The sequence below is a fragment of the Algibacter mikhailovii genome, from assembly GCF_014651495.1.
Taxonomy (GTDB): domain Bacteria; phylum Bacteroidota; class Bacteroidia; order Flavobacteriales; family Flavobacteriaceae; genus Algibacter_E; species Algibacter_E mikhailovii.
The window spans coordinates 396,185-414,730 of sequence record NZ_BMWZ01000003.1 but is presented as its reverse complement, the minus strand read 5'-3'; the positions used below and the strand labels follow the sequence as shown (position 1 = coordinate 414,730).

The 18,546-nt window shown below is 35.2% G+C and carries 33 protein-coding genes; all 33 read left to right on the top strand.

Translation table 11 applies throughout. The annotated features are described in order from the left end of the window. Positions 1–51: 51 nt before the first annotated feature. A complete protein-coding gene (gene rpsL, locus IE051_RS07990) occupies positions 52–426 on the top strand; it encodes a 30S ribosomal protein S12 (protein ID WP_019386263.1) in 375 nt (124 codons plus the stop codon). Positions 427–447: 21 nt separating this feature from the next. Next, a complete protein-coding gene (gene rpsG / locus IE051_RS07985; RefSeq protein ID WP_189360249.1) occupies positions 448–924 on the top strand; it encodes a 30S ribosomal protein S7 in 477 nt (158 codons plus the stop codon). 6 nt (positions 925–930) lie between these two features. Beyond that, a complete protein-coding gene (fusA, locus tag IE051_RS07980; RefSeq protein ID WP_189360248.1) occupies positions 931–3,057 on the top strand; it encodes an elongation factor G in 2,127 nt (708 codons plus the stop codon). Positions 3,058–3,068: 11 nt separating this feature from the next. After that, positions 3,069–3,374, top strand: coding sequence for a 30S ribosomal protein S10 (gene rpsJ / locus IE051_RS07975; protein ID WP_007650482.1), 306 nt, complete (start codon positions 3,069–3,071; stop codon positions 3,372–3,374). A 122-nt stretch (positions 3,375–3,496) separates the two neighbouring features. Then, complete coding sequence (rplC, locus tag IE051_RS07970) at positions 3,497–4,114, top strand: 50S ribosomal protein L3 (protein ID WP_189360247.1); 618 nt, start codon at positions 3,497–3,499, stop codon at positions 4,112–4,114. Next, a complete protein-coding gene (rplD, locus tag IE051_RS07965; protein WP_189360246.1) occupies positions 4,114–4,743 on the top strand; it encodes a 50S ribosomal protein L4 in 630 nt (209 codons plus the stop codon). Before rplC ends, rplD begins: the two co-directional genes overlap by 1 nt. A 7-nt stretch (positions 4,744–4,750) precedes the next feature. Next, positions 4,751–5,041, top strand: coding sequence for a 50S ribosomal protein L23 (gene rplW, locus IE051_RS07960; RefSeq protein WP_189360245.1), 291 nt, complete (start codon positions 4,751–4,753; stop codon positions 5,039–5,041). 10 nt (positions 5,042–5,051) lie between these two features. Beyond that, the gene (rplB, locus tag IE051_RS07955) at positions 5,052–5,879 is read left to right on the top strand and encodes a 50S ribosomal protein L2 (protein ID WP_189360244.1); all 828 of its coding nucleotides are present in this window, start codon (positions 5,052–5,054) and stop codon (positions 5,877–5,879) included. 3 nt (positions 5,880–5,882) lie between these two features. Continuing rightward, complete coding sequence (gene rpsS, locus IE051_RS07950; RefSeq protein WP_042499126.1) at positions 5,883–6,161, top strand: 30S ribosomal protein S19; 279 nt, start codon at positions 5,883–5,885, stop codon at positions 6,159–6,161. 6 nt (positions 6,162–6,167) lie between these two features. Beyond that, entirely contained in the window at positions 6,168–6,575 is a 408-nt protein-coding gene (rplV, locus tag IE051_RS07945; RefSeq protein WP_189360243.1) for a 50S ribosomal protein L22, read from the top strand. A gap of 7 nt (positions 6,576–6,582) precedes the next feature. Then, complete coding sequence (rpsC, locus tag IE051_RS07940) at positions 6,583–7,311, top strand: 30S ribosomal protein S3 (RefSeq protein WP_189360242.1); 729 nt, start codon at positions 6,583–6,585, stop codon at positions 7,309–7,311. 21 nt (positions 7,312–7,332) lie between these two features. Continuing rightward, positions 7,333–7,752 carry a 50S ribosomal protein L16 gene (rplP, locus tag IE051_RS07935; protein ID WP_189360241.1) on the top strand — a complete coding sequence of 140 codons (420 nt, stop codon included), beginning with the start codon at positions 7,333–7,335 and terminating at the stop codon, positions 7,750–7,752. A 13-nt stretch (positions 7,753–7,765) separates the two neighbouring features. Beyond that, positions 7,766–7,957, top strand: coding sequence for a 50S ribosomal protein L29 (rpmC, locus tag IE051_RS07930; RefSeq protein WP_189360240.1), 192 nt, complete (start codon positions 7,766–7,768; stop codon positions 7,955–7,957). Between the two features lie 12 nt (positions 7,958–7,969). Then, the gene (gene rpsQ / locus IE051_RS07925; RefSeq protein WP_136480162.1) at positions 7,970–8,227 is read left to right on the top strand and encodes a 30S ribosomal protein S17; all 258 of its coding nucleotides are present in this window, start codon (positions 7,970–7,972) and stop codon (positions 8,225–8,227) included. 2 nt (positions 8,228–8,229) lie between these two features. Continuing rightward, positions 8,230–8,598 carry a 50S ribosomal protein L14 gene (rplN, locus tag IE051_RS07920; protein WP_069831953.1) on the top strand — a complete coding sequence of 123 codons (369 nt, stop codon included), beginning with the start codon at positions 8,230–8,232 and terminating at the stop codon, positions 8,596–8,598. A gap of 14 nt (positions 8,599–8,612) precedes the next feature. After that, positions 8,613–8,924, top strand: coding sequence for a 50S ribosomal protein L24 (gene rplX / locus IE051_RS07915; protein WP_189360239.1), 312 nt, complete (start codon positions 8,613–8,615; stop codon positions 8,922–8,924). A gap of 2 nt (positions 8,925–8,926) precedes the next feature. Next, complete coding sequence (gene rplE, locus IE051_RS07910; protein WP_189360238.1) at positions 8,927–9,478, top strand: 50S ribosomal protein L5; 552 nt, start codon at positions 8,927–8,929, stop codon at positions 9,476–9,478. A gap of 3 nt (positions 9,479–9,481) precedes the next feature. Next, entirely contained in the window at positions 9,482–9,751 is a 270-nt protein-coding gene (rpsN, locus tag IE051_RS07905) for a 30S ribosomal protein S14 (protein WP_042499141.1), read from the top strand. Between the two features lie 68 nt (positions 9,752–9,819). Continuing rightward, entirely contained in the window at positions 9,820–10,218 is a 399-nt protein-coding gene (rpsH, locus tag IE051_RS07900) for a 30S ribosomal protein S8 (protein ID WP_189360237.1), read from the top strand. Between the two features lie 18 nt (positions 10,219–10,236). After that, positions 10,237–10,779, top strand: coding sequence for a 50S ribosomal protein L6 (gene rplF, locus IE051_RS07895; RefSeq protein ID WP_189360236.1), 543 nt, complete (start codon positions 10,237–10,239; stop codon positions 10,777–10,779). Between the two features lie 10 nt (positions 10,780–10,789). Next, entirely contained in the window at positions 10,790–11,146 is a 357-nt protein-coding gene (gene rplR / locus IE051_RS07890; RefSeq protein WP_189360235.1) for a 50S ribosomal protein L18, read from the top strand. Positions 11,147–11,152: 6 nt separating this feature from the next. After that, the gene (gene rpsE / locus IE051_RS07885; protein WP_092847729.1) at positions 11,153–11,677 is read left to right on the top strand and encodes a 30S ribosomal protein S5; all 525 of its coding nucleotides are present in this window, start codon (positions 11,153–11,155) and stop codon (positions 11,675–11,677) included. Positions 11,678–11,688: 11 nt separating this feature from the next. Continuing rightward, entirely contained in the window at positions 11,689–11,868 is a 180-nt protein-coding gene (gene rpmD, locus IE051_RS07880) for a 50S ribosomal protein L30 (RefSeq protein ID WP_189360234.1), read from the top strand. Positions 11,869–11,884: 16 nt separating this feature from the next. Then, positions 11,885–12,337, top strand: coding sequence for a 50S ribosomal protein L15 (gene rplO, locus IE051_RS07875; protein ID WP_189360233.1), 453 nt, complete (start codon positions 11,885–11,887; stop codon positions 12,335–12,337). Between the two features lie 14 nt (positions 12,338–12,351). Further along, positions 12,352–13,707, top strand: coding sequence for a preprotein translocase subunit SecY (gene secY, locus IE051_RS07870; RefSeq protein WP_189360232.1), 1,356 nt, complete (start codon positions 12,352–12,354; stop codon positions 13,705–13,707). A gap of 10 nt (positions 13,708–13,717) precedes the next feature. Next, complete coding sequence (gene infA, locus IE051_RS07865; protein ID WP_007094967.1) at positions 13,718–13,933, top strand: translation initiation factor IF-1; 216 nt, start codon at positions 13,718–13,720, stop codon at positions 13,931–13,933. A gap of 4 nt (positions 13,934–13,937) precedes the next feature. After that, on the top strand, positions 13,938–14,054 hold the full coding sequence (ykgO, locus tag IE051_RS07860) for a type B 50S ribosomal protein L36 (protein WP_013305171.1): 117 nt from the start codon (positions 13,938–13,940) through the stop codon (positions 14,052–14,054). A 2-nt stretch (positions 14,055–14,056) separates the two neighbouring features. Beyond that, on the top strand, positions 14,057–14,425 hold the full coding sequence (gene rpsM / locus IE051_RS07855) for a 30S ribosomal protein S13 (protein ID WP_189360231.1): 369 nt from the start codon (positions 14,057–14,059) through the stop codon (positions 14,423–14,425). 108 nt (positions 14,426–14,533) lie between these two features. After that, on the top strand, positions 14,534–14,917 hold the full coding sequence (rpsK, locus tag IE051_RS07850; protein ID WP_054729607.1) for a 30S ribosomal protein S11: 384 nt from the start codon (positions 14,534–14,536) through the stop codon (positions 14,915–14,917). Positions 14,918–15,107: 190 nt separating this feature from the next. Then, entirely contained in the window at positions 15,108–15,713 is a 606-nt protein-coding gene (gene rpsD, locus IE051_RS07845; protein ID WP_189360230.1) for a 30S ribosomal protein S4, read from the top strand. A gap of 95 nt (positions 15,714–15,808) precedes the next feature. Continuing rightward, entirely contained in the window at positions 15,809–16,801 is a 993-nt protein-coding gene (locus IE051_RS07840; protein WP_189360229.1) for a DNA-directed RNA polymerase subunit alpha, read from the top strand. A 58-nt stretch (positions 16,802–16,859) separates the two neighbouring features. Beyond that, entirely contained in the window at positions 16,860–17,330 is a 471-nt protein-coding gene (gene rplQ, locus IE051_RS07835; protein ID WP_189360228.1) for a 50S ribosomal protein L17, read from the top strand. A gap of 84 nt (positions 17,331–17,414) precedes the next feature. Further along, positions 17,415–18,518 carry a glutamine-hydrolyzing carbamoyl-phosphate synthase small subunit gene (carA, locus tag IE051_RS07830; RefSeq protein WP_189360227.1) on the top strand — a complete coding sequence of 368 codons (1,104 nt, stop codon included), beginning with the start codon at positions 17,415–17,417 and terminating at the stop codon, positions 18,516–18,518. Positions 18,519–18,546: the final 28 nt, after the last annotated feature.

Here is an 18,546-nt window from a genome sequence, read left to right as displayed (position 1 = left end):
TACCTTTGCACGCCTCTTAAAAAGAGGGTAATAAAAATTATATTAATATATATGCCAACAATTTCGCAATTAGTAAGAAAAGGAAGAGCCAAAATAACCAAGAAGAGTAAATCGGCTGCTTTAGATTCTTGTCCGCAAAGACGTGGTGTGTGTACTCGTGTTTACACAACAACTCCTAAAAAACCTAACTCAGCAATGCGTAAGGTAGCAAGGGTTCGTTTAACAAACGGTAACGAGGTTAATGCATACATCGGTGGTGAAGGACATAATTTACAAGAGCACTCGATAGTATTGGTTAGAGGTGGAAGGGTAAAAGATTTACCAGGAGTTAGATATCACATTGTACGTGGTGCTTTAGACACAGCAGGTGTTTCAGGTAGAACGCAACGTAGATCTAAGTATGGTGCTAAACGCCCTAAAAAGTAATTAAAACTTTAAGAAGAAGACATGAGAAAAAGAGCAGCAAAAAAGAGACCGCTTTTGCCGGATCCACGTTTTAACGATCAGTTAGTAACTCGTTTCGTTAATATGATGATGTGGGATGGTAAAAAGTCTGTGGCTTTTAAGGTATTCTATGATGCTATTGACATTGTAGATTCGAAAAAAACTGACGAAGAAAAAACAGCTTTAGAAATTTGGAAAGATGCTTTATCAAATGTGATGCCTCACGTAGAAGTACGTAGCCGTCGTGTTGGTGGTGCTACATTTCAAATTCCTATGCAAATTCGTCCAGATCGTAAAGTTTCAACGGCAATGAAATGGCTAATTAGCTATGCACGTAAAAGAAACGAAAAATCTATGGCATTGCGTTTAGCTTCAGAAATTTTAGCAGCAGCCAAAGAAGAAGGAGCGGCTGTTAAGAAAAGAGTTGATACTCATAAAATGGCAGAAGCAAACAAAGCATTCTCTCACTTTAGATTTTAATAGGAAATGGCAAGAAATTTAAAATTCACTAGAAATATAGGTATTGCTGCACATATTGATGCAGGAAAAACTACTACTACAGAGCGTATTCTTTATTATACTGGTGTTTCACATAAAATTGGAGAAGTACATGATGGTGCTGCTACAATGGACTGGATGGAGCAGGAGCAAGAAAGAGGTATTACAATTACTTCGGCTGCTACAACATGTGAGTGGAGGTTTCCAATTGAAAACGGAGAACCTACGCCAGAAACAAAAGGATATCACTTTAATATAATTGACACACCGGGTCACGTTGATTTTACGGTTGAGGTAAATCGTTCTTTACGTGTACTTGACGGTTTAGTATTCTTGTTTAGTGCAGTTGATGGTGTTGAGCCTCAATCTGAAACTAACTGGAGACTAGCTGATAACTATAAAGTTCCTAGAATTGGTTTTGTTAACAAAATGGACCGTCAAGGATCAGACTTTTTAGGTGTTTGTCAACAAGTAAAAGATATGTTGAAATCTAATGCGGTGCCTATCGTTTTAAACATTGGTGACGAAGAAGATTTTAAAGGGATTATCGATTTAGTAAAAAATCGTGCTATTGTTTGGCATGATGAAACTCAAGGGGCAACTTTTGATGTGATCGATATTCCAGAAGATATGAAAGAAGAAGCTCGTAAATACCGCGCACTACTTATAGAAGAAGTGGCTGGTTATGATGAGGATCTTTTAGAGAAATTCATGGAAGATGAAGATTCAATTACAGAAGAAGAAGTGCATGCTGCACTTAGAGCTGCTGTGATGGATATGGCAATTATTCCAATGATTTGTGGTTCTGCATTTAAAAATAAAGGTGTTCAGTTCTTGTTAGATGCTGTATGTCGTTATTTGCCTTCTCCAACGGATAAAGAGGGTATTGTTGGTACTGATCCAGCTTCTGGTGAAGAAATTTTACGTAAGCCAGATGTAAAGGAACCGTTTGCTGCTTTAGCATTTAAAATTGCTACTGATCCTTTTGTGGGGCGTTTAGCATTCTTTAGAGCGTATTCTGGTCGTTTAGATGCAGGTTCGTATGTTTTAAATAACCGCTCTGGTAAAAAGGAACGTATCTCTCGTATCTACCAAATGCATGCTAATAAGCAAAATGCAATTGATTTTATAGAAGCTGGAGATATTGGAGCTGCTGTTGGATTTAAATCTATTAAAACAGGAGATACACTTTCAGCTGAAAAACATCCTATAGTATTAGAATCTATGGACTTCCCTGATCCCGTAATTGGTATTGCGGTTGAACCTAAGACTAAGGCTGATGTTGATAAATTAGGAATGGGCTTAGCTAAATTAGCTGAAGAAGATCCTACGTTTACAGTACGTTCAGATGAAGCTTCAGGACAGACTATTATTTCTGGAATGGGTGAGCTTCACTTAGATGTAATTGTTGACCGTTTAAAGCGTGAATTTAAAGTTGAGGTTAACCAAGGTCAACCACAAGTAGAATATAAAGAAGCTATTACAGCTTCTGCCGATCATAGAGAAGTTTACAAGAAACAATCTGGTGGTCGTGGTAAATTTGCTGATATCGTATTTACGGTTGAGCCAGCTGATGAAGGTCAAGTAGGTCTTCAATTCGAATCTATTATTAAGGGTGGTAACGTTCCTAAGGAATTTATCCCTTCAATTGAGAAAGGATTTAAAATGGCTATGGTAAATGGACCTTTAGCAGGATACGAAATAGATGCTATGAAAGTAACTTTGAAAGATGGATCTTACCACGATGTGGATTCTGATCAATTATCTTTTGAGTTGGCTGCTAAATTAGGATTTAAAAACTGTGCTAAAGCTGCAAAAGCTGTAATCATGGAACCTATAATGAAACTTGAGGTAATTACTCCTGAAGAAAACATGGGTGACATTGTTGGAGATTTAAACAGAAGAAGAGGGCAAGTTAGTGATATGGGTGATAGAGCTGGTGCAAAAACTGTGAAAGCTACTGTGCCATTATCTGAGATGTTTGGATATGTTACTACATTAAGAACATTATCTTCAGGTCGTGCAACGTCAACAATGGAATTTTCACACTATGCTGAAACACCTTCTAATATATCAGAAGAGGTTATCAAAGCAGCTAAAGGTGTTGAAGCTTAAAATCTAAGAAAATGAGTCAAAAAATTAGAATAAAATTAAAATCTTACGATCATAATTTAGTGGATAAGTCTGCTGATAAGATTGTAAAAACAGTAAAAAGCACTGGAGCTGTTGTAACTGGACCAATTCCATTACCAACGCACAAGAAAATTTTCACTGTACTACGTTCTCCACACGTAAACAAGAAATCAAGAGAACAATTTCAATTAAGCTCTTATAAGAGATTATTAGATATTTACTCTTCGTCATCAAAAACTATTGATGCGTTAATGAAACTTGAATTGCCAAGTGGTGTTGAAGTAGAGATTAAAGTTTAGTTATAAACTTACATGTCCTGAGCTGCGAGCGAGGGAAAAACGGTAAAAATACAATTCAAGGCTGAAACGTATTTTCAGCCTTGAATTTTAATAACAAATAGTAATAAATTAAATAAATAAATATGTCTGGGTTAATTGGAAAGAAAATCGGTATGACCAGCATCTTTGATGAAAACGGGAAAAATGTTCCTTGTACAGTAATCGAAGCTGGGCCATGCGTAGTTACCCAAGTCAGAACTGAAGAAGTTGACGGTTATTCGGCACTTCAATTAGGTTTCGATGACGCGACAGAAAAAAGCGCTACTAAAGCAGACTTAGGTCATGCAAAAAAAGCGGGTACTTCTGTAAAACGCAAAGTTGTTGAATTCAAAGGTTTTGATGAGGAGTACAAATTAGGAGATGCTATCACTGTAGAACATTTCAACGAAGGAGAATTTGTTGATGTTGCAGGAACATCAAAAGGTAAAGGATTTCAAGGTGTTGTAAAACGTCATGGTTTCGGTGGTGTAGGTCAAGCTACTCACGGTCAACATAACCGTTTAAGAGCGCCAGGATCTATTGGAGCTGCATCTTACCCTGCAAGAGTTTTCAAAGGAATGAAAATGGCAGGAAGAATGGGTGGAGACACAGTTAAAGTTCAAAATTTAAGAGTTTTAAAAGTAGTTACTGAAAAGAACCTACTTGTGGTTAAAGGATGTGTTCCTGGTCACAAAAACGCTTATGTAATTATTAGAAAATAATGAAAGTAGCAGTTTTAGATATAAACGGAAAAGACACAGGTAGAAAGGCAGACCTTTCTAAGGATGTGTTTGCTATTGAGCCTAATAATCACGCAGTATATTTGGATGTTAAACAATATTTAGCAAACCAAAGACAAGGTACTCACAAATCTAAAGAAAGAGGTGAGATTTCAGGGTCTACGCGTAAGATAAAAAAGCAAAAAGGAACTGGTACAGCAAGAGCAGGTAGTATTAAGTCTGGTGTATTTAAAGGTGGTGGACGTATGTTTGGTCCAAGACCAAGAAATTACAGTTTTAAACTTAATAAAAACTTAAAGCGTTTAGCGCGTAAGTCTGCCTTAAGTATTAAAGCAGGAGAGAAGTCAATTACAGTTTTAGAAGACTTTAATTTTGATGCTCCAAAAACGAAAAACTTTACAGCGGTTTTAAAGGCTTTAGAGCTTGAAAACAAAAAATCTCTGTTTGTGTTGGGTGGGTCAAATAATAACGTATATTTGTCATCGCGCAATTTGAAAGGCTCAGAAGTTATAACGGCTTCAGAATTAAGTACTTACAAGATTTTGAATGCAGGTCAAGTAGTGCTTTTAGAAGGTGCCTTAGAAGGAATTGAAACAAACTTAAGTAAATAAGAAACAGATGAGTATCTTAATTAAACCTATAATCACAGAAAAAGCGACTGCTGATAGCGAGTTAAAGAACTGCTATTGGTTCTCAGTGAACACAAAGGCGAACAAGGTAGAAATCAAAAAAGCGGTGGAAGCTGCTTATGGTGTTTCTGTTGAAAAAGTTCGTACTATAAATGTCCGTCCAGATCGTAGTACCAAGCACACAAAAACTGGTATTCAATATGGTAAAACAAATGCTGTTAAAAAGGCAATTGTACAACTGGCGGAAGGGGAAATGATTGATTTATACAGTAACATGTAATTAAAGACTAATGTCAGTAAGAAAATTAAAACCAATCACACCAGGACAGCGTTTTAGAGTAGTAAATGGCTATGATGCCATTACTACTGATAAGCCGGAGAAGAGTTTACTCGAACCGAATAAAAGGTCTGGTGGTAGAAACAGTGAAGGAAAAATGACCATGCGCTACATAGGTGGTGGTCATAAAAGAAAGTATCGTGTTATCGATTTTAAAAGAGACAAAGCTGGGATTCCAGGTGAAGTAGCTTCGATTCAATACGATCCAAACAGAACAGCTTTTATCGCATTATTGAACTATCAAGATGGTGAGAAAAGATATATCATTGCTCAAAATGGATTACAAGTTGGGCGAAATGTTGTTTCTGGTAAAGAAGGTGTAGCTCCAGAAATTGGAAATGCAATGCCTTTAAGTGAAATTCCATTAGGAACAATTATTTCATGTATAGAATTACGTCCTGGTCAAGGTGCTGTTATGGCGCGTAGTGCAGGTGCTTTTGCTCAGTTAATGGCAAGAGATGGTAAATTTGCAACAGTTAAATTGCCTTCAGGTGAAACAAGATTAATTCTTGCGGATTGTATGGCAACAATAGGTGTTGTATCTAACTCTGATCACCAATTAATGGTAGGAGGTAAAGCGGGTAGAACAAGATGGTTAGGAAGAAGACCACGTACTAGACCAGTAGTAATGAATCCAGTTGATCACCCAATGGGTGGTGGTGAAGGTAAGTCTTCAGGAGGACATCCACGTTCTAGAAATGGAATACCAGCTAAAGGTTATAGAACACGTTCTAAGACGAAAGCAAGTAATAAATATATTGTAGAACGTAGAAAGAAATAAGACATGGCAAGATCATTAAAAAAAGGACCTTACGTTCATTATAAGTTAGAAAAGAAAGTGGCTGTTAATGTTGAGTCAAACAAAAAAACAGTAATCAAAACGTGGTCTAGAGCCTCAATGATTACTCCAGATTTTGTTGGTCAAACAATTGCAGTACACAATGGCCGTCAATTTGTACCAGTATATGTTACTGAAAACATGGTAGGTCATAAATTAGGAGAATTTTCACCAACACGTTCATTCCGTGGACATGCAGGTGCTAAAAATAAAGGTAAAAAGTAGTAAGCTATGGGAAGTCGTAAAAAACAAATGGCAGACGCTATTAAGGAAGCAAAAAAGCACGTTGCTTTTGCTAAACTTAATAACTGTCCTACATCACCGAGAAAAATGCGTTTAGTAGCCGATTTAGTAAGAGGCGAAAAAGTAGAACATGCACTTAATATTTTAAAATTCAACCAAAAGGAAGCTTCAGGTCGTTTAGAGAAATTGTTATTATCAGCAATTGCTAACTGGCAAGCTAAAAATGAGGAGGCGGATATTGAATCGGCTGAATTGGTTGTAAAGGAGATAAAAGTGGATAGCGGATCTATGTTAAAAAGATTGCGTCCAGCACCTCAGGGTCGTGCACACAGAATTAGAAAACGTTCAAACCACGTTACTATCGTAGTTGGAGCTAATAATAACACACAAGCTTAATAAAAGTATGGGACAAAAGACAAATCCAATCGGAAATCGCTTAGGAATTATCAGAGGATGGGAATCTAACTGGTACGGAGGAAACGATTATGGTGATAAACTTGCCGAAGACGATAAGATTAGAAAATACGTTCACGCGCGTTTATCTAAAGCTAGTGTAAGTAGAGTAATCATCGAGAGAACTTTAAAACTTGTAACCGTTACTATCACTACTGCAAGACCTGGTATTATTATCGGGAAAGGTGGACAAGAGGTAGACAAGTTAAAAGAAGAGCTTAAGAAAATTACTGGAAAAGAAGTTCAGATTAACATCTTTGAAATTAAAAGACCTGAACTTGATGCGTTTTTAGTAGGATCTAGTATCGCTCGTCAAATTGAAAATAGAATTTCATACAGACGTGCAATCAAAATGGCTATTGCTGCTACTATGCGTATGAATGCTGAAGGAATTAAAATCCAGATTAGTGGACGTTTAAATGGTGCTGAAATGGCGCGATCTGAGCACTACAAAGATGGACGTATTCCTTTATCAACATTTAGAGCCGATATTGATTATGCTTTAGTTGAGGCACACACTACTTATGGTAGATTGGGTGTTAAGGTATGGATCATGAAAGGTGAGGTGTATGGTAAAAGAGAGCTTTCTCCGCTTGTTGGATTATCTAAGAAGCAAGGAAAAGGTGGAGCCGGAGGACGTGGCGGAAACAGAGACAACAAATCACGTCGTAGAAAGTAATTTTTTATAAAGTAAAGAAAAATGTTACAGCCTAAAAGAACAAAATTTCGTAAACAACAAAAAGGACGTATGAAAGGTCTCTCTGGAAGAGGGCATCAACTTTCAAATGGAACTTTTGGAATAAAAGCATTAGACGCAACGTTTATAACATCACGTCAAATTGAAGCGGCTCGTATTGCTGCCACACGTTACATGAAAAGAGAAGGTCAACTTTGGATTAAAATATTTCCAGACAAGCCTATTACAAAAAAGCCTCTTGAAGTACGTATGGGTAAAGGTAAGGGTGCTGTAGAATTATGGGTAGCTGTTTGTAGACCAGGACGTGTTTTATTTGAAATTGGTGGAGTGCCATTAGATGTTGCAAGAGAAGCATTACGTTTAGCAGCACAAAAACTACCAGTTAAAACTAAGTTTTTAATCGCTAGAGATTACGAAGCATAATTTATTTGATATTATGAAACAATCAGAAATTAAAGAATTATCTGTAGCTGAGTTACAAGAGAAACTTAGTGAATCAAAAAAGAGTTATTCAGACCTAAAATTGGCTCATGCAATATCTCCTTTAGAAAATCCAATTCAGTTACGTGGTATTAGACGTACTGTAGCGAGAATTGCGACTGAATTAACTAAAAGAGAATTACAATAATTCTGCTGAAAGATGGAAACAAGAAATTTAAGAAAAGAACGTATAGGAGTTGTTACAAGTAACAAAATGCAGAAATCGATTGTGGTTTCTGAGGTGAAAAAAGTAAAACATCCTATGTATGGTAAGTTCGTGTTAAAGACTAAGAAATATGTTGCACACGACGAGACAAACGATTGTAATATTGGAGATACAGTAAAGATCATGGAAACAAGACCTTTAAGTAAATCTAAATGTTGGAGATTAGTAGAAATCCTAGAAAGAGCTAAATAATTATGTTACAGCAAGAATCAAGAATAAAAGTAGCAGATAATACTGGAGCAAAAGAAGTTTTAGTTATCCGTGTTTTAGGAGGTACTAAAAGAAGATATGCTTCTGTAGGAGACAAAATTGTTGTGTCTGTTAAAGATGCAACTCCTAATGGAAACATTAAGAAAAAAGCAGTTTCTACAGCAGTTGTTGTGCGTACTAAAAAGGAAGTAAGAAGACCTGACGGATCTTATATAAGATTTGATGATAACGCTTGTGTTTTATTAAACCCAACGGGTGAGATGAGAGGAACACGTGTTTTTGGTCCTGTTGCAAGAGAGCTTCGTGATAAACAATTCATGAAGATTGTATCATTAGCACCAGAAGTGCTTTAATACATAAATTTAAGATGACAAAGCTTAAAATAAAAACTGGAGATACCGTTAAAGTAATTGCTGGAGACCATAAAGGATCTGAAGGTAAAGTACAAAAGGTATTAATAGAAAAGAACAAGGCGATTGTTGAGGGTGTAAACATGGTAAAGAAACATACTAAGCCAAGTGCACAAAATCCTCAAGGTGGAATCGTAGAGAAAGAAGCTGCTATTCATATTTCTAACTTATCATTGTTGACTTCAAAAGGAGAAACAACTAGAGTTGGATTTAAGATAGAAGATGGTAAAAAAGTAAGGTTTTCAACAAAATCTAATGAAGTAATATAGTTATGGCATATTCACCTAGACTTAAAGAAGAGTATAAAAGCAGAGTAATTGCAGCTCTTACAGACGAATTTGGATATAAGAATGTAATGCAAGTTCCTAAACTTTCTAAGATAGTGATATCTAAGGGTGTTGGAGCAGCAGTGGCAGACAAAAAGTTGATCGACTACGCAGTAGAAGAAATAACTACTATATCTGGACAAAAAGCAATATCTACATTATCTAAAAAGGATGTTGCATCATTTAAATTACGTAAAGGAATGCCAATTGGTGTTAAAGTGACTTTACGTGGTGAAAGAATGTATGAGTTTTTAGACCGTTTAGTAACTTCGGCACTTCCACGTGTTAGGGATTTTAACGGAATTAAAGCGACAGGATTTGACGGACGTGGTAATTACAATTTAGGAGTTACTGAACAAATTATATTCCCAGAAATTAACATTGATAAAGTAAACAAAATTTCTGGAATGGATATTACTTTTGTAACAACCGCAGATACTGATAAAGAAGCAAAATCATTATTAACCGAGTTAGGATTACCTTTTAAAAAGAATTAAGACATGGCTAAAGAATCAATGAAAGCCCGCGAGGTAAAAAGATCAAAAACTGTTGCTAAATATGCTGAGAAACGCAAAGCTTTAAAAGAAGCTGGTGATTATGAAGCATTGCAAAAGTTACCTAAAAATGCATCTCCTATCCGTCAACATAATAGATGTAAATTAACAGGAAGACCAAAAGGTTATATGAGAACTTTTGGAATTTCACGTGTAACATTCAGAGAAATGGCCAATCAAGGTCTTATCCCTGGTGTAAGAAAAGCAAGTTGGTAATATTATTTAAATAATCAGGTTTAAGGTTCGAAATAATTCGAAAACCAAGACCACAAAATCAATTCATTATGTACTCAGATCCAATTGCGGATTATTTGACAAGAATTAGAAACGCAGTGCGTGCCAACCACAGAGTGGTGGAGATTCCTGCTTCTAATTTAAAGAAAGACATTACTAAAATATTATTCGAACAAGGATATATTTTAAGTTACAAATTTGATGACTCAACTGTACAAGGGACTATAAAAATAGCCTTAAAGTACAATAAAGAGACAAAAGAATCAGTAATTAAGAAACTTCAAAGAATTAGTACACCAGGTTTACGTCAGTATGCTGGTGCTAATGAGTTACCACGTATCTTAAACGGTTTAGGTATTGCTATTGTTTCAACTTCTCATGGAGTTATGACAGGTAAACAAGCCAAAAGAGATAACGTAGGAGGAGAAGTTTTATGTTACGTTTACTAATTTTAAAGCCAGAAAGAAATGTCAAGAATAGGAAATAATCCAGTAGCCATTCCAGAAGGTGTAACAGTTGATGTTAAAGATAACGTAGTAACTGTAAAAGGAAAATTAGGAGAGTTAACACAAAATTACGATTCTATAGAAATTAAAGTTGAAGACGGTAACGTTTTAGTTACGCGTTCTTCTGATACTAAAGATCAAAAAGCTAAACACGGTTTATATAGATCTTTAATGAACAATATGATAGAAGGTGTATCTAAAGGATGGACTAAAGAATTAGAATTGATTGGTGTTGGTTATAGAGCATCAAACCAAGGACAAAAATTAGATTTAGCTTTAGGATTTTCTCATAACATCATTCTGAATGTAGCTCCAGAAGTAAAAGTGGAAACTGTATCAGAAAAAGGAAAAAACCCTTTGATAAAGCTAACATCATTCGATAAACAACTTGTTGGTCAAGTAGCTGCGAAGATCCGCGGATTTAGAAAGCCTGAACCTTACAAAGGAAAAGGAATCAAGTTTGTAGGTGAGGAAATAAGAAGAAAAGCAGGTAAATCAGCTTAATAATTAAGTTATGGCATTGACAAAGAACGAAAAAAGACTAAGAATAAAAAACAGAATCCGTAAGGTTGTTTCTGGTACAGAGGCAAGACCAAGATTAGCTGTTTATAGAAGTAATAAAGAAATTTATGCTCAAATAATTGATGATGTTACTGGTACTACTATCGGTGCTGCATCTTCAAGAGATAAAGACATTAGTACTGCAAAAGGAACTAAATCTGAAGTAGCAAAATTAGTAGGTAAGGCACTTGCTGAAAAAGCTATAAAGGCTGGTATTGAAACTATCGCTTTTGATAGAGGAGGGTATTTATACCATGGTAGAGTAAAATCATTAGCTGAAGGAGCTAGAGAAGCAGGACTTAAATTCTAAGAAATTATGTTTAAAAAATATAAAAGTGCAGAATTAGTAAAACCAGGTGGATTAGATCTTAAAGATCGTTTAGTTGGAGTACAAAGAGTTACTAAAGTAACAAAAGGTGGTAGAGCATTTGGTTTCTCAGCAATCGTTGTGGTTGGAGATGAAGCTGGTGTTGTTGGACAAGGTTTAGGAAAGTCTAAAGACGTTGCTAGTGCTATTGCAAAGGCAGTGGAAGATGCGAAGAAAAACCTTGTAAGAATTCCTATTATTAAAGGAACATTACCACACGAACAAAAAGGTAAATATGGTGGAGCTCGAGTAAATATTATTCCAGCTGCTCCTGGTACTGGTGTTATTGCTGGTGGTGCTGTAAGAACAGTTCTTGAGGCCGTAGGTGTACATGATGTATTATCTAAATCTCAAGGATCGTCAAACCCTCATAACGTTGTAAAAGCAACTTTTGATGCTTTATTACAGTTAAGAGATGCAAATGCTATCGCTAGAGATAGAGGAATTACACTTGAACAAGTTTTTAACGCTTAATACAGACAGAGATGGCAAAGATTAAAGTAAAAAAAGTTAAAAGCGCAATCAATCGTACGCAAAGACAAAAGAGAACTTTAGAAGCTCTAGGTCTTAAAAAGATTGGTCAAGTAATAGAGCACGATGCTACACCAAATATTCTTGGTATGGTTGCTAAAGTTTCACATTTAGTTTCTGTTGAAGAAGCTTAAAAATATAAACTGAAAAATGGATTTAAGTAATTTAAAACCTGCAGAAGGTTCAGTAAAAAGCCAAGGAAAAAGAATTGGTAGAGGACAAGGTTCTGGAAAAGGTGGTACGGCAACTCGTGGTCACAAAGGAGCTAAATCTCGTTCTGGTTATTCTAAGAAATTAGGTTTTGAAGGTGGTCAAATGCCTCTTCAAAGACGTGTTCCTAAGTTTGGCTTTACTAACATCAACCGTGTTGAATATCAAGGTATCAATTTAGATACTTTACAACAATTAGTTGATGATAAGAAAATTAAAGATACAGTTGATTTTGAAACCTTATTTACTAACCGTTTAGCTGGAAAGAATGATCTAGTTAAAATTTTAGGTAGAGGTGAATTAAAAGCAAAATTAAAAGTATCTGCTCATAAGTTTACTGCTTCGGCAAAAGCTGCAATTGAAGCGGCAGGAGGAGAAGCTGTAACTATATAAGACTTATTATAAGTATGAAATTTATAGAATCAATAAAGAATGTTTGGAAAATAGAAGAACTAAGAAACAGAATCATAGTAACTTTGAGTCTGTTATTAGTTTACCGTTTTGGTGCACAGGTAGTTTTACCTGGTATTGACGCGGCACAATTAGGAGGTTTAGCAGAAAAGACAGACGGTGGTTTGTTAGGATTGCTTAATGCCTTTACGGGAGGTGCCTTTGCTAATGCTTCGGTTTTCGCTTTAGGTATTATGCCTTACATTTCTGCTTCTATTGTTGTACAGTTAATGGGTATTGCTATTCCTTACTTGCAAAAACTTCAAAAAGAAGGCGCAAGTGGGCAAAAGAAAATAAATCAGATTACGCGTTGGTTGACCATCGCTATCTGTTTATTACAGGCTCCTGGATATTTAGCAAGTTTACCTGCCTTAGGTATTCCACCAAGCGCATTTTTATTAGGAACAGGATTTTTATTCTATTTCTCTTCAGTAACTATCTTAGTAACTGGATGTATATTTGCCATGTGGTTAGGTGAGAAAATTACCGATAAAGGTATTGGTAATGGAATCTCACTATTAATTATGGTAGGTATTATAGCTACGTTGCCACAAGCATTTTTACAGAATGCAGCCACAAGATTAGAAGGTGGTGGAAATGGAGGTTTAATGATGGTATTAATTGAGTTTGTCATCTGGTTCGTAATCATATTAGCATCTATTATGTTGGTAATGGGTGTTAGAAAAATTGCCGTGCAATATGCAAGAAGAACTGCTACTGGTGGTTATGAGAAAAGCGCTATGGCAGGATCAAGACAATATATTCCATTAAAACTAAATGCCTCAGGTGTTATGCCAATTATATTCGCACAGGCCATAATGTTTGTGCCGAGTTTAATAGGTGGATCATCTTTCTTGAAAGAGACTGCGGCAGGAGCATGGATGCAGACCAATTATTCTGATATGTTCGGATTTTGGTATAACTTGACATTTGCTTTATTAATCATTGTATTTACATACTTCTATACGGCAATAACAGTACCTACAAATAAAATGGCTGACGATTTAAAGCGTAGTGGTGGTTTTATTCCAGGTATTCGTCCAGGTTCTGAAACTTCGGAGTATTTAGATAAAATTATGTCTCAAATAACCTTGCCAGGATCTATATTTTTGGCAGTGGTTGCCATATTCCCAGCGTTTATTGTTAAGCTTATGGGTGTACAACAAGGTTGGGCTCTGTTTTTTGGAGGAACATCTTTGTTAATTATGGTAGGGGTAGCAATAGATACCATGCAGCAAATAAATTCTTATTTGTTGAATAGACACTATGATGGTTTGATGAAGACAGGTAAAAATAGAAAGGCAGTAGCTTAATTATTATACTATGGCAAAACAAGCGGCAATAGAGCAAGACGGAACAATAATAGAGGCATTATCAAATGCTATGTTTCGTGTTGAATTAGAGAACGGTCACATAGTGACGGCACATATCTCAGGTAAGATGCGTATGCATTATATTAAGTTGTTACCTGGAGATAAAGTAAAATTAGAAATGAGTCCTTATGATTTAACAAAGGCTCGAATAACTTATAGATACTAACAAGATGAAAGTAAGAGCATCAGTTAAAAAAAGAAGCGCAGATTGTAAAATTGTGCGTAGAAAAGGCAGACTTTACGTGATAAACAAAAAGAATCCTAGATTTAAACAAAGACAAGGGTAATTATGGCAAGAATTGCAGGTGTAGACATACCAAAAAACAAAAGAGGAGTAATCTCTTTAACTTACATCTACGGTGTAGGGAGAAGTAGAGCTCAAGAGATTTTAGCAACGGCTAAAGTTGATGAAAGTACTAAAGTTCAAGATTGGACGGATGACCAGATAGCTGGTATTCGTGAAGCAGTTGGAACTTACACTATCGAAGGTGAATTACGTTCTGAAACACAATTAAACATTAAGCGATTAATGGATATAGGATGTTACAGAGGTATTCGTCATAGATCTGGTTTACCGTTAAGAGGTCAACGTACTAAGAACAACTCTAGAACCAGAAAAGGTAGAAGAAAAACTGTTGCTAACAAAAAGAAGGCATAATTAATTATTTATAAATTTAGTCTTTAGTCTTTAGACGTTGGAAGGAATCTGTTTGAAATTACGGTTTAGGATTCTAGCGACTATAACTAATACTAAGCACTAGAAAATATGGCAAAGACAAGTACAAAAAAACGTAAAGTTATTGTAGATGCTGTTGGAGAGGCGCATGTAACTGCTTCTTTCAATAATATCATAATCTCATTAACAAACAAAAAAGGAGACGTAATTTCATGGTCTTCTGCAGGTAAGATGGGATTTAGAGGATCTAAGAAAAATACACCTTATGCTGCGCAATTAGCTGCTGAGGATGCTGCTGCAGTAGCATCAGAAGCTGGATTGAAAAAAGTAAAGGTTTATGTTAAGGGTCCAGGAAATGGTAGAGAATCTGCTATTCGTTCAATACACAATGCTGGAATTGAAGTAACAGAAATTATTGATGTTACGCCTTTACCACATAATGGTTGTCGTCCTCCTAAAAGAAGAAGAGTTTAATCACGGTTGATTAACCTGATTATAGTCAAGTAAATAGAAAAATTAATATCATCTGGTTGGCAGATGGTATTAATTTTTTGTATACATTTGCAAACTGAAAAAAATAAACAAGTATTAACGAGAGATCAAAAGATTATCGAAGGATAAGATTAAGACCTTAATTCATAATCACTCTCAAAACAATTTTAAAATGGCAAGATATACTGGTCCTAAAACAAAAATAGCTCGTAAATTTGGCGAAGCTATCTTCGGAGAAGATAAATCCTTCGAAAAAAGAAATTATCCTCCTGGACAACACGGAAACGCAAGACGTAGAGGAAAGAAATCTGAATATGCAATCCAATTAGAGGCGAAACAAAAAGCTAAGTATACTTACGGTATCTTAGAACGTCAATTTAGAGGATTATTTAAGAAAGCTAGAGCTGCTCAAGGTATCACAGGTGAGGTTTTATTACAATTATGTGAGTCTAGACTTGATAATGTGGTGTTTAGAATGGGTATTGCTCCAACGAGAAGTGGTGCAAGACAATTAGTATCGCATAGACATATTACTGTAAATGGGGAGTTGGTAAATATTCCTTCTTACCAATTAAAAGCGGGTGATGTTGTAGCTGTAAGAGAGAAATCAAAATCACTTGAGTCTATTGAAAGATCACTTTCTAATTCAAGTACCGTTTATGAATGGATTACTTGGAATAATGATACAAAGCAAGGAACTTATGTTTCTGTTCCTGCTAGAATTCAAATTCCAGAAAACATAAACGAACAATTCATTGTAGAATTATATTCTAAATAATTAATTAATCATATTGGTATTTGGCCAAAGGATTTATTCGTCTTCTTCAAACTTATAAATCGCGCAACCAAATAACAATTAAAACGAAGAAAAAAATGGCAGTATTTAATTTTCAAAAACCAGACAAAGTAATCATGATTGATTCTACTGATTTCGAAGGTAAATTCGAATTCAGACCATTAGAACCAGGTTACGGTCTAACTGTAGGTAATGCGTTAAGACGTGTGTTATTGTCTTCTTTAGAAGGCTTTGCAATTACTTCAGTTAGAATAGAAGGTGTTGATCATGAATTTTCAGCAATCGCTGGTGTAGTTGAAGATGTAACAGAAATTATCTTAAACTTAAAGCAGGTTCGCTTCAAAAGACAAATTGAAGATATTGATAATGAATCAATATCTATTTCAATTTCTGGTCAAGATAGAATTACAGCTGGAGATTTTCAGAAGTTTATTTCTGGATTTCAGGTATTAAACACAGAATTAGTAATCTGTAACCTAGATCCTAAAGTAACCTATAATATGGAAATTACCATTGAAAAGGGTAGAGGATATGTACCAGCAGAAGAAAACAAAAAGGCTTCTGCACCAATCGGTACTATTTTTACTGATTCAGTATACACTCCTATTAAAAACGTTAAGTATAGTATTGAAAACTATCGTGTAGAGCAAAAGACGGATTATGAAAAATTAGTTTTTGAAATAATTACTGATGGTTCAATAACACCACAAGATGCTTTAACAGAAGGAGCTAAAACTTTAATTCACCACTTCATGTTATTCTCTGATGAGCGTATCACTTTAGAGGCTGATGAAATTGCACAAACTGAAACTTATGATGAGGAATCACTTCACATGCGCCAGTTGCTTAAAACGAAACTAATAGATATGGATTTATCTGTTCGTGCACTTAACTGTTTAAAAGCTGCAGAAGTTGATACTCTTGGAGATTTAGTGTCATTCAACAAAAATGATTTAATGAAATTCAGAAACTTTGGTAAAAAGTCTTTAACTGAGCTTGAAGAGCTTGTAAATGTTAAAGGTTTAAATTTCGGGATGGATTTAAGTAAATATAAATTAGATAAAGATTAAATAATCATATTTTGCTCCTCTTAATAGAGTTTGGTAGCAAGATGATAAAACAAAGGTCATGAGACACGGAAAAAAAGTAAATCACTTAGGAAGACAAACAGCTCACAGAAAAGCAATGTTAGCTAATATGGCTTGTTCTTTAATAGAGCATAAGCGTATTAATACAACAGTGGCTAAAGCAAAAGCTTTAAAACAATTTGTAGAGCCAATGATTACTAAGTCTAAAACGGATACTACACATAACAGACGTATTGTTATGGCTAACCTTAGACAAAAGGAAGCTGTTGTTGAACTTTTTAGAGATGTAGCTAGTAAAGTTGCAGATAGACCAGGTGGTTATACTAGAATTATTAAACTAGGAAATCGTTTAGGTGATAATGCTGATATGGCAATGATAGAACTTGTTGATTACAATGAAATCTATAATGCTGGTAAGAAAGAGAAGAAAACAACTAGAAGAAGTAGAAGAGGTGGTTCTAAACCTGTTGCAGCTCCAGTTGAAACTCAAGCATCAAACGAAGAAGAATAAATGTTAATAAGCATTTAAATATAAAGGATAAACTATTTTAGTTTATCCTTTTTTTTGTGCAATTTTGTAAAACTTTTTTTTAGAATGAAATATCAAAAAAGACAAAAAGCCATCATAATTCTTGCAGATGGGACTATTTTTTACGGTAAAGCAGTTGGTAATAAGGAAGGAACTGCATTTGGAGAGGTGTGTTTTAATACTGGTATGACTGGGTATCAGGAAATATTTACTGACCCCTCATATTATGGCCAATTAATGGTAGCAACCAATGCACATATTGGTAATTATGGTGTTAATAATGACGAGGTTGAATCTGATAGCATAAAAATCGCAGGTCTTATTGTTAAAAACTTTAGTTACGAGTATTCAAGAGATGATGCCGATGGTTCATTAGAAGAATTTCTTGATAAAAATAATTTGTTAGCCATTTCTGATGTAGATACAAGAGCCCTAGTAAGCTATATTAGAGATCACGGTGCAATGAATGCCGTAATTTCAACAGAGGTAGATAACATAGAAGGACTTAAAAAGCAACTTGCAGAAGTACCTAATATGGAAGGGCTAGAATTAGCTTCACAAGTGTCAACAAAAGAACCATATTATTTTGGAGATGAAAATGCAACCTATAAAGTGGCTGCCTTAGATATTGGAATTAAAAAGAATATTTTAAGGAATATTGCAAGTAGAGATGTATACATAAAAGTATTTCCTTATAATTCTAAGTTTGAAGATTTAGAAGCATTTAAACCAGACGGTTATTTTTTGTCAAATGGTCCTGGAGATCCGGAACCATTAATTGAAGCACAACAGGTGGCTGCAGAAATAATAAAAAGAGATTTACCGTTATTTGGTATATGCTTAGGGCATCAAGTCATTGCACGTGCCAATGGCGTATCAACGTATAAAATGCATAATGGTCATAGAGGTATTAATCACCCAGTAAAAAATATGATAACTGGTAAAGGTGAAATTACATCTCAAAATCACGGGTTTGCTGTAAATAGAGAAGAAGCAGAGGGCAATCCGGAATTAGTGGTAACCCATGTGCACTTAAATGATAATACGGTTGCAGGATTGGCCATGAAAAACAAAAATGTTTTTTCTGTACAATATCATCCAGAGGCTAGTCCAGGACCTCATGATTCAGCATACTTGTTCGACCAGTTTATCGAAAACATTAAAAAATAAGTTGAAACAACAGCTTAAGAATAATAGG

Excerpts from the sequence above, each read along its gene's own strand:
- rpsL (WP_019386263.1), top strand. The coding sequence starts at position 52 with ATGCCAACAATTTCGCAATTAGTAAGAAAAGGAAGAGCCAAAATAACC.
- rpsG (WP_189360249.1), top strand. The coding sequence starts at position 448 with ATGAGAAAAAGAGCAGCAAAAAAGAGACCGCTTTTGCCGGATCCACGT.
- fusA (WP_189360248.1), top strand. The coding sequence starts at position 931 with ATGGCAAGAAATTTAAAATTCACTAGAAATATAGGTATTGCTGCACAT.
- rpsJ (WP_007650482.1), top strand. The coding sequence starts at position 3,069 with ATGAGTCAAAAAATTAGAATAAAATTAAAATCTTACGATCATAATTTA.
- rplC (WP_189360247.1), top strand. The coding sequence starts at position 3,497 with ATGTCTGGGTTAATTGGAAAGAAAATCGGTATGACCAGCATCTTTGAT.
- rplD (WP_189360246.1), top strand. The coding sequence starts at position 4,114 with ATGAAAGTAGCAGTTTTAGATATAAACGGAAAAGACACAGGTAGAAAG.
- rplW (WP_189360245.1), top strand. The coding sequence starts at position 4,751 with ATGAGTATCTTAATTAAACCTATAATCACAGAAAAAGCGACTGCTGAT.
- rplB (WP_189360244.1), top strand. The coding sequence starts at position 5,052 with ATGTCAGTAAGAAAATTAAAACCAATCACACCAGGACAGCGTTTTAGA.
- rpsS (WP_042499126.1), top strand. The coding sequence starts at position 5,883 with ATGGCAAGATCATTAAAAAAAGGACCTTACGTTCATTATAAGTTAGAA.
- rplV (WP_189360243.1), top strand. The coding sequence starts at position 6,168 with ATGGGAAGTCGTAAAAAACAAATGGCAGACGCTATTAAGGAAGCAAAA.
- rpsC (WP_189360242.1), top strand. The coding sequence starts at position 6,583 with ATGGGACAAAAGACAAATCCAATCGGAAATCGCTTAGGAATTATCAGA.
- rplP (WP_189360241.1), top strand. The coding sequence starts at position 7,333 with ATGTTACAGCCTAAAAGAACAAAATTTCGTAAACAACAAAAAGGACGT.
- rpmC (WP_189360240.1), top strand. The coding sequence starts at position 7,766 with ATGAAACAATCAGAAATTAAAGAATTATCTGTAGCTGAGTTACAAGAG.
- rpsQ (WP_136480162.1), top strand. The coding sequence starts at position 7,970 with ATGGAAACAAGAAATTTAAGAAAAGAACGTATAGGAGTTGTTACAAGT.
- rplN (WP_069831953.1), top strand. The coding sequence starts at position 8,230 with ATGTTACAGCAAGAATCAAGAATAAAAGTAGCAGATAATACTGGAGCA.
- rplX (WP_189360239.1), top strand. The coding sequence starts at position 8,613 with ATGACAAAGCTTAAAATAAAAACTGGAGATACCGTTAAAGTAATTGCT.
- rplE (WP_189360238.1), top strand. The coding sequence starts at position 8,927 with ATGGCATATTCACCTAGACTTAAAGAAGAGTATAAAAGCAGAGTAATT.
- rpsN (WP_042499141.1), top strand. The coding sequence starts at position 9,482 with ATGGCTAAAGAATCAATGAAAGCCCGCGAGGTAAAAAGATCAAAAACT.
- rpsH (WP_189360237.1), top strand. The coding sequence starts at position 9,820 with ATGTACTCAGATCCAATTGCGGATTATTTGACAAGAATTAGAAACGCA.
- rplF (WP_189360236.1), top strand. The coding sequence starts at position 10,237 with ATGTCAAGAATAGGAAATAATCCAGTAGCCATTCCAGAAGGTGTAACA.
- rplR (WP_189360235.1), top strand. The coding sequence starts at position 10,790 with ATGGCATTGACAAAGAACGAAAAAAGACTAAGAATAAAAAACAGAATC.
- rpsE (WP_092847729.1), top strand. The coding sequence starts at position 11,153 with ATGTTTAAAAAATATAAAAGTGCAGAATTAGTAAAACCAGGTGGATTA.
- rpmD (WP_189360234.1), top strand. The coding sequence starts at position 11,689 with ATGGCAAAGATTAAAGTAAAAAAAGTTAAAAGCGCAATCAATCGTACG.
- rplO (WP_189360233.1), top strand. The coding sequence starts at position 11,885 with ATGGATTTAAGTAATTTAAAACCTGCAGAAGGTTCAGTAAAAAGCCAA.
- secY (WP_189360232.1), top strand. The coding sequence starts at position 12,352 with ATGAAATTTATAGAATCAATAAAGAATGTTTGGAAAATAGAAGAACTA.
- infA (WP_007094967.1), top strand. The coding sequence starts at position 13,718 with ATGGCAAAACAAGCGGCAATAGAGCAAGACGGAACAATAATAGAGGCA.
- ykgO (WP_013305171.1), top strand. The coding sequence starts at position 13,938 with ATGAAAGTAAGAGCATCAGTTAAAAAAAGAAGCGCAGATTGTAAAATT.
- rpsM (WP_189360231.1), top strand. The coding sequence starts at position 14,057 with ATGGCAAGAATTGCAGGTGTAGACATACCAAAAAACAAAAGAGGAGTA.
- rpsK (WP_054729607.1), top strand. The coding sequence starts at position 14,534 with ATGGCAAAGACAAGTACAAAAAAACGTAAAGTTATTGTAGATGCTGTT.
- rpsD (WP_189360230.1), top strand. The coding sequence starts at position 15,108 with ATGGCAAGATATACTGGTCCTAAAACAAAAATAGCTCGTAAATTTGGC.
- IE051_RS07840 (WP_189360229.1), top strand. The coding sequence starts at position 15,809 with ATGGCAGTATTTAATTTTCAAAAACCAGACAAAGTAATCATGATTGAT.
- rplQ (WP_189360228.1), top strand. The coding sequence starts at position 16,860 with ATGAGACACGGAAAAAAAGTAAATCACTTAGGAAGACAAACAGCTCAC.
- carA (WP_189360227.1), top strand. The coding sequence starts at position 17,415 with ATGAAATATCAAAAAAGACAAAAAGCCATCATAATTCTTGCAGATGGG.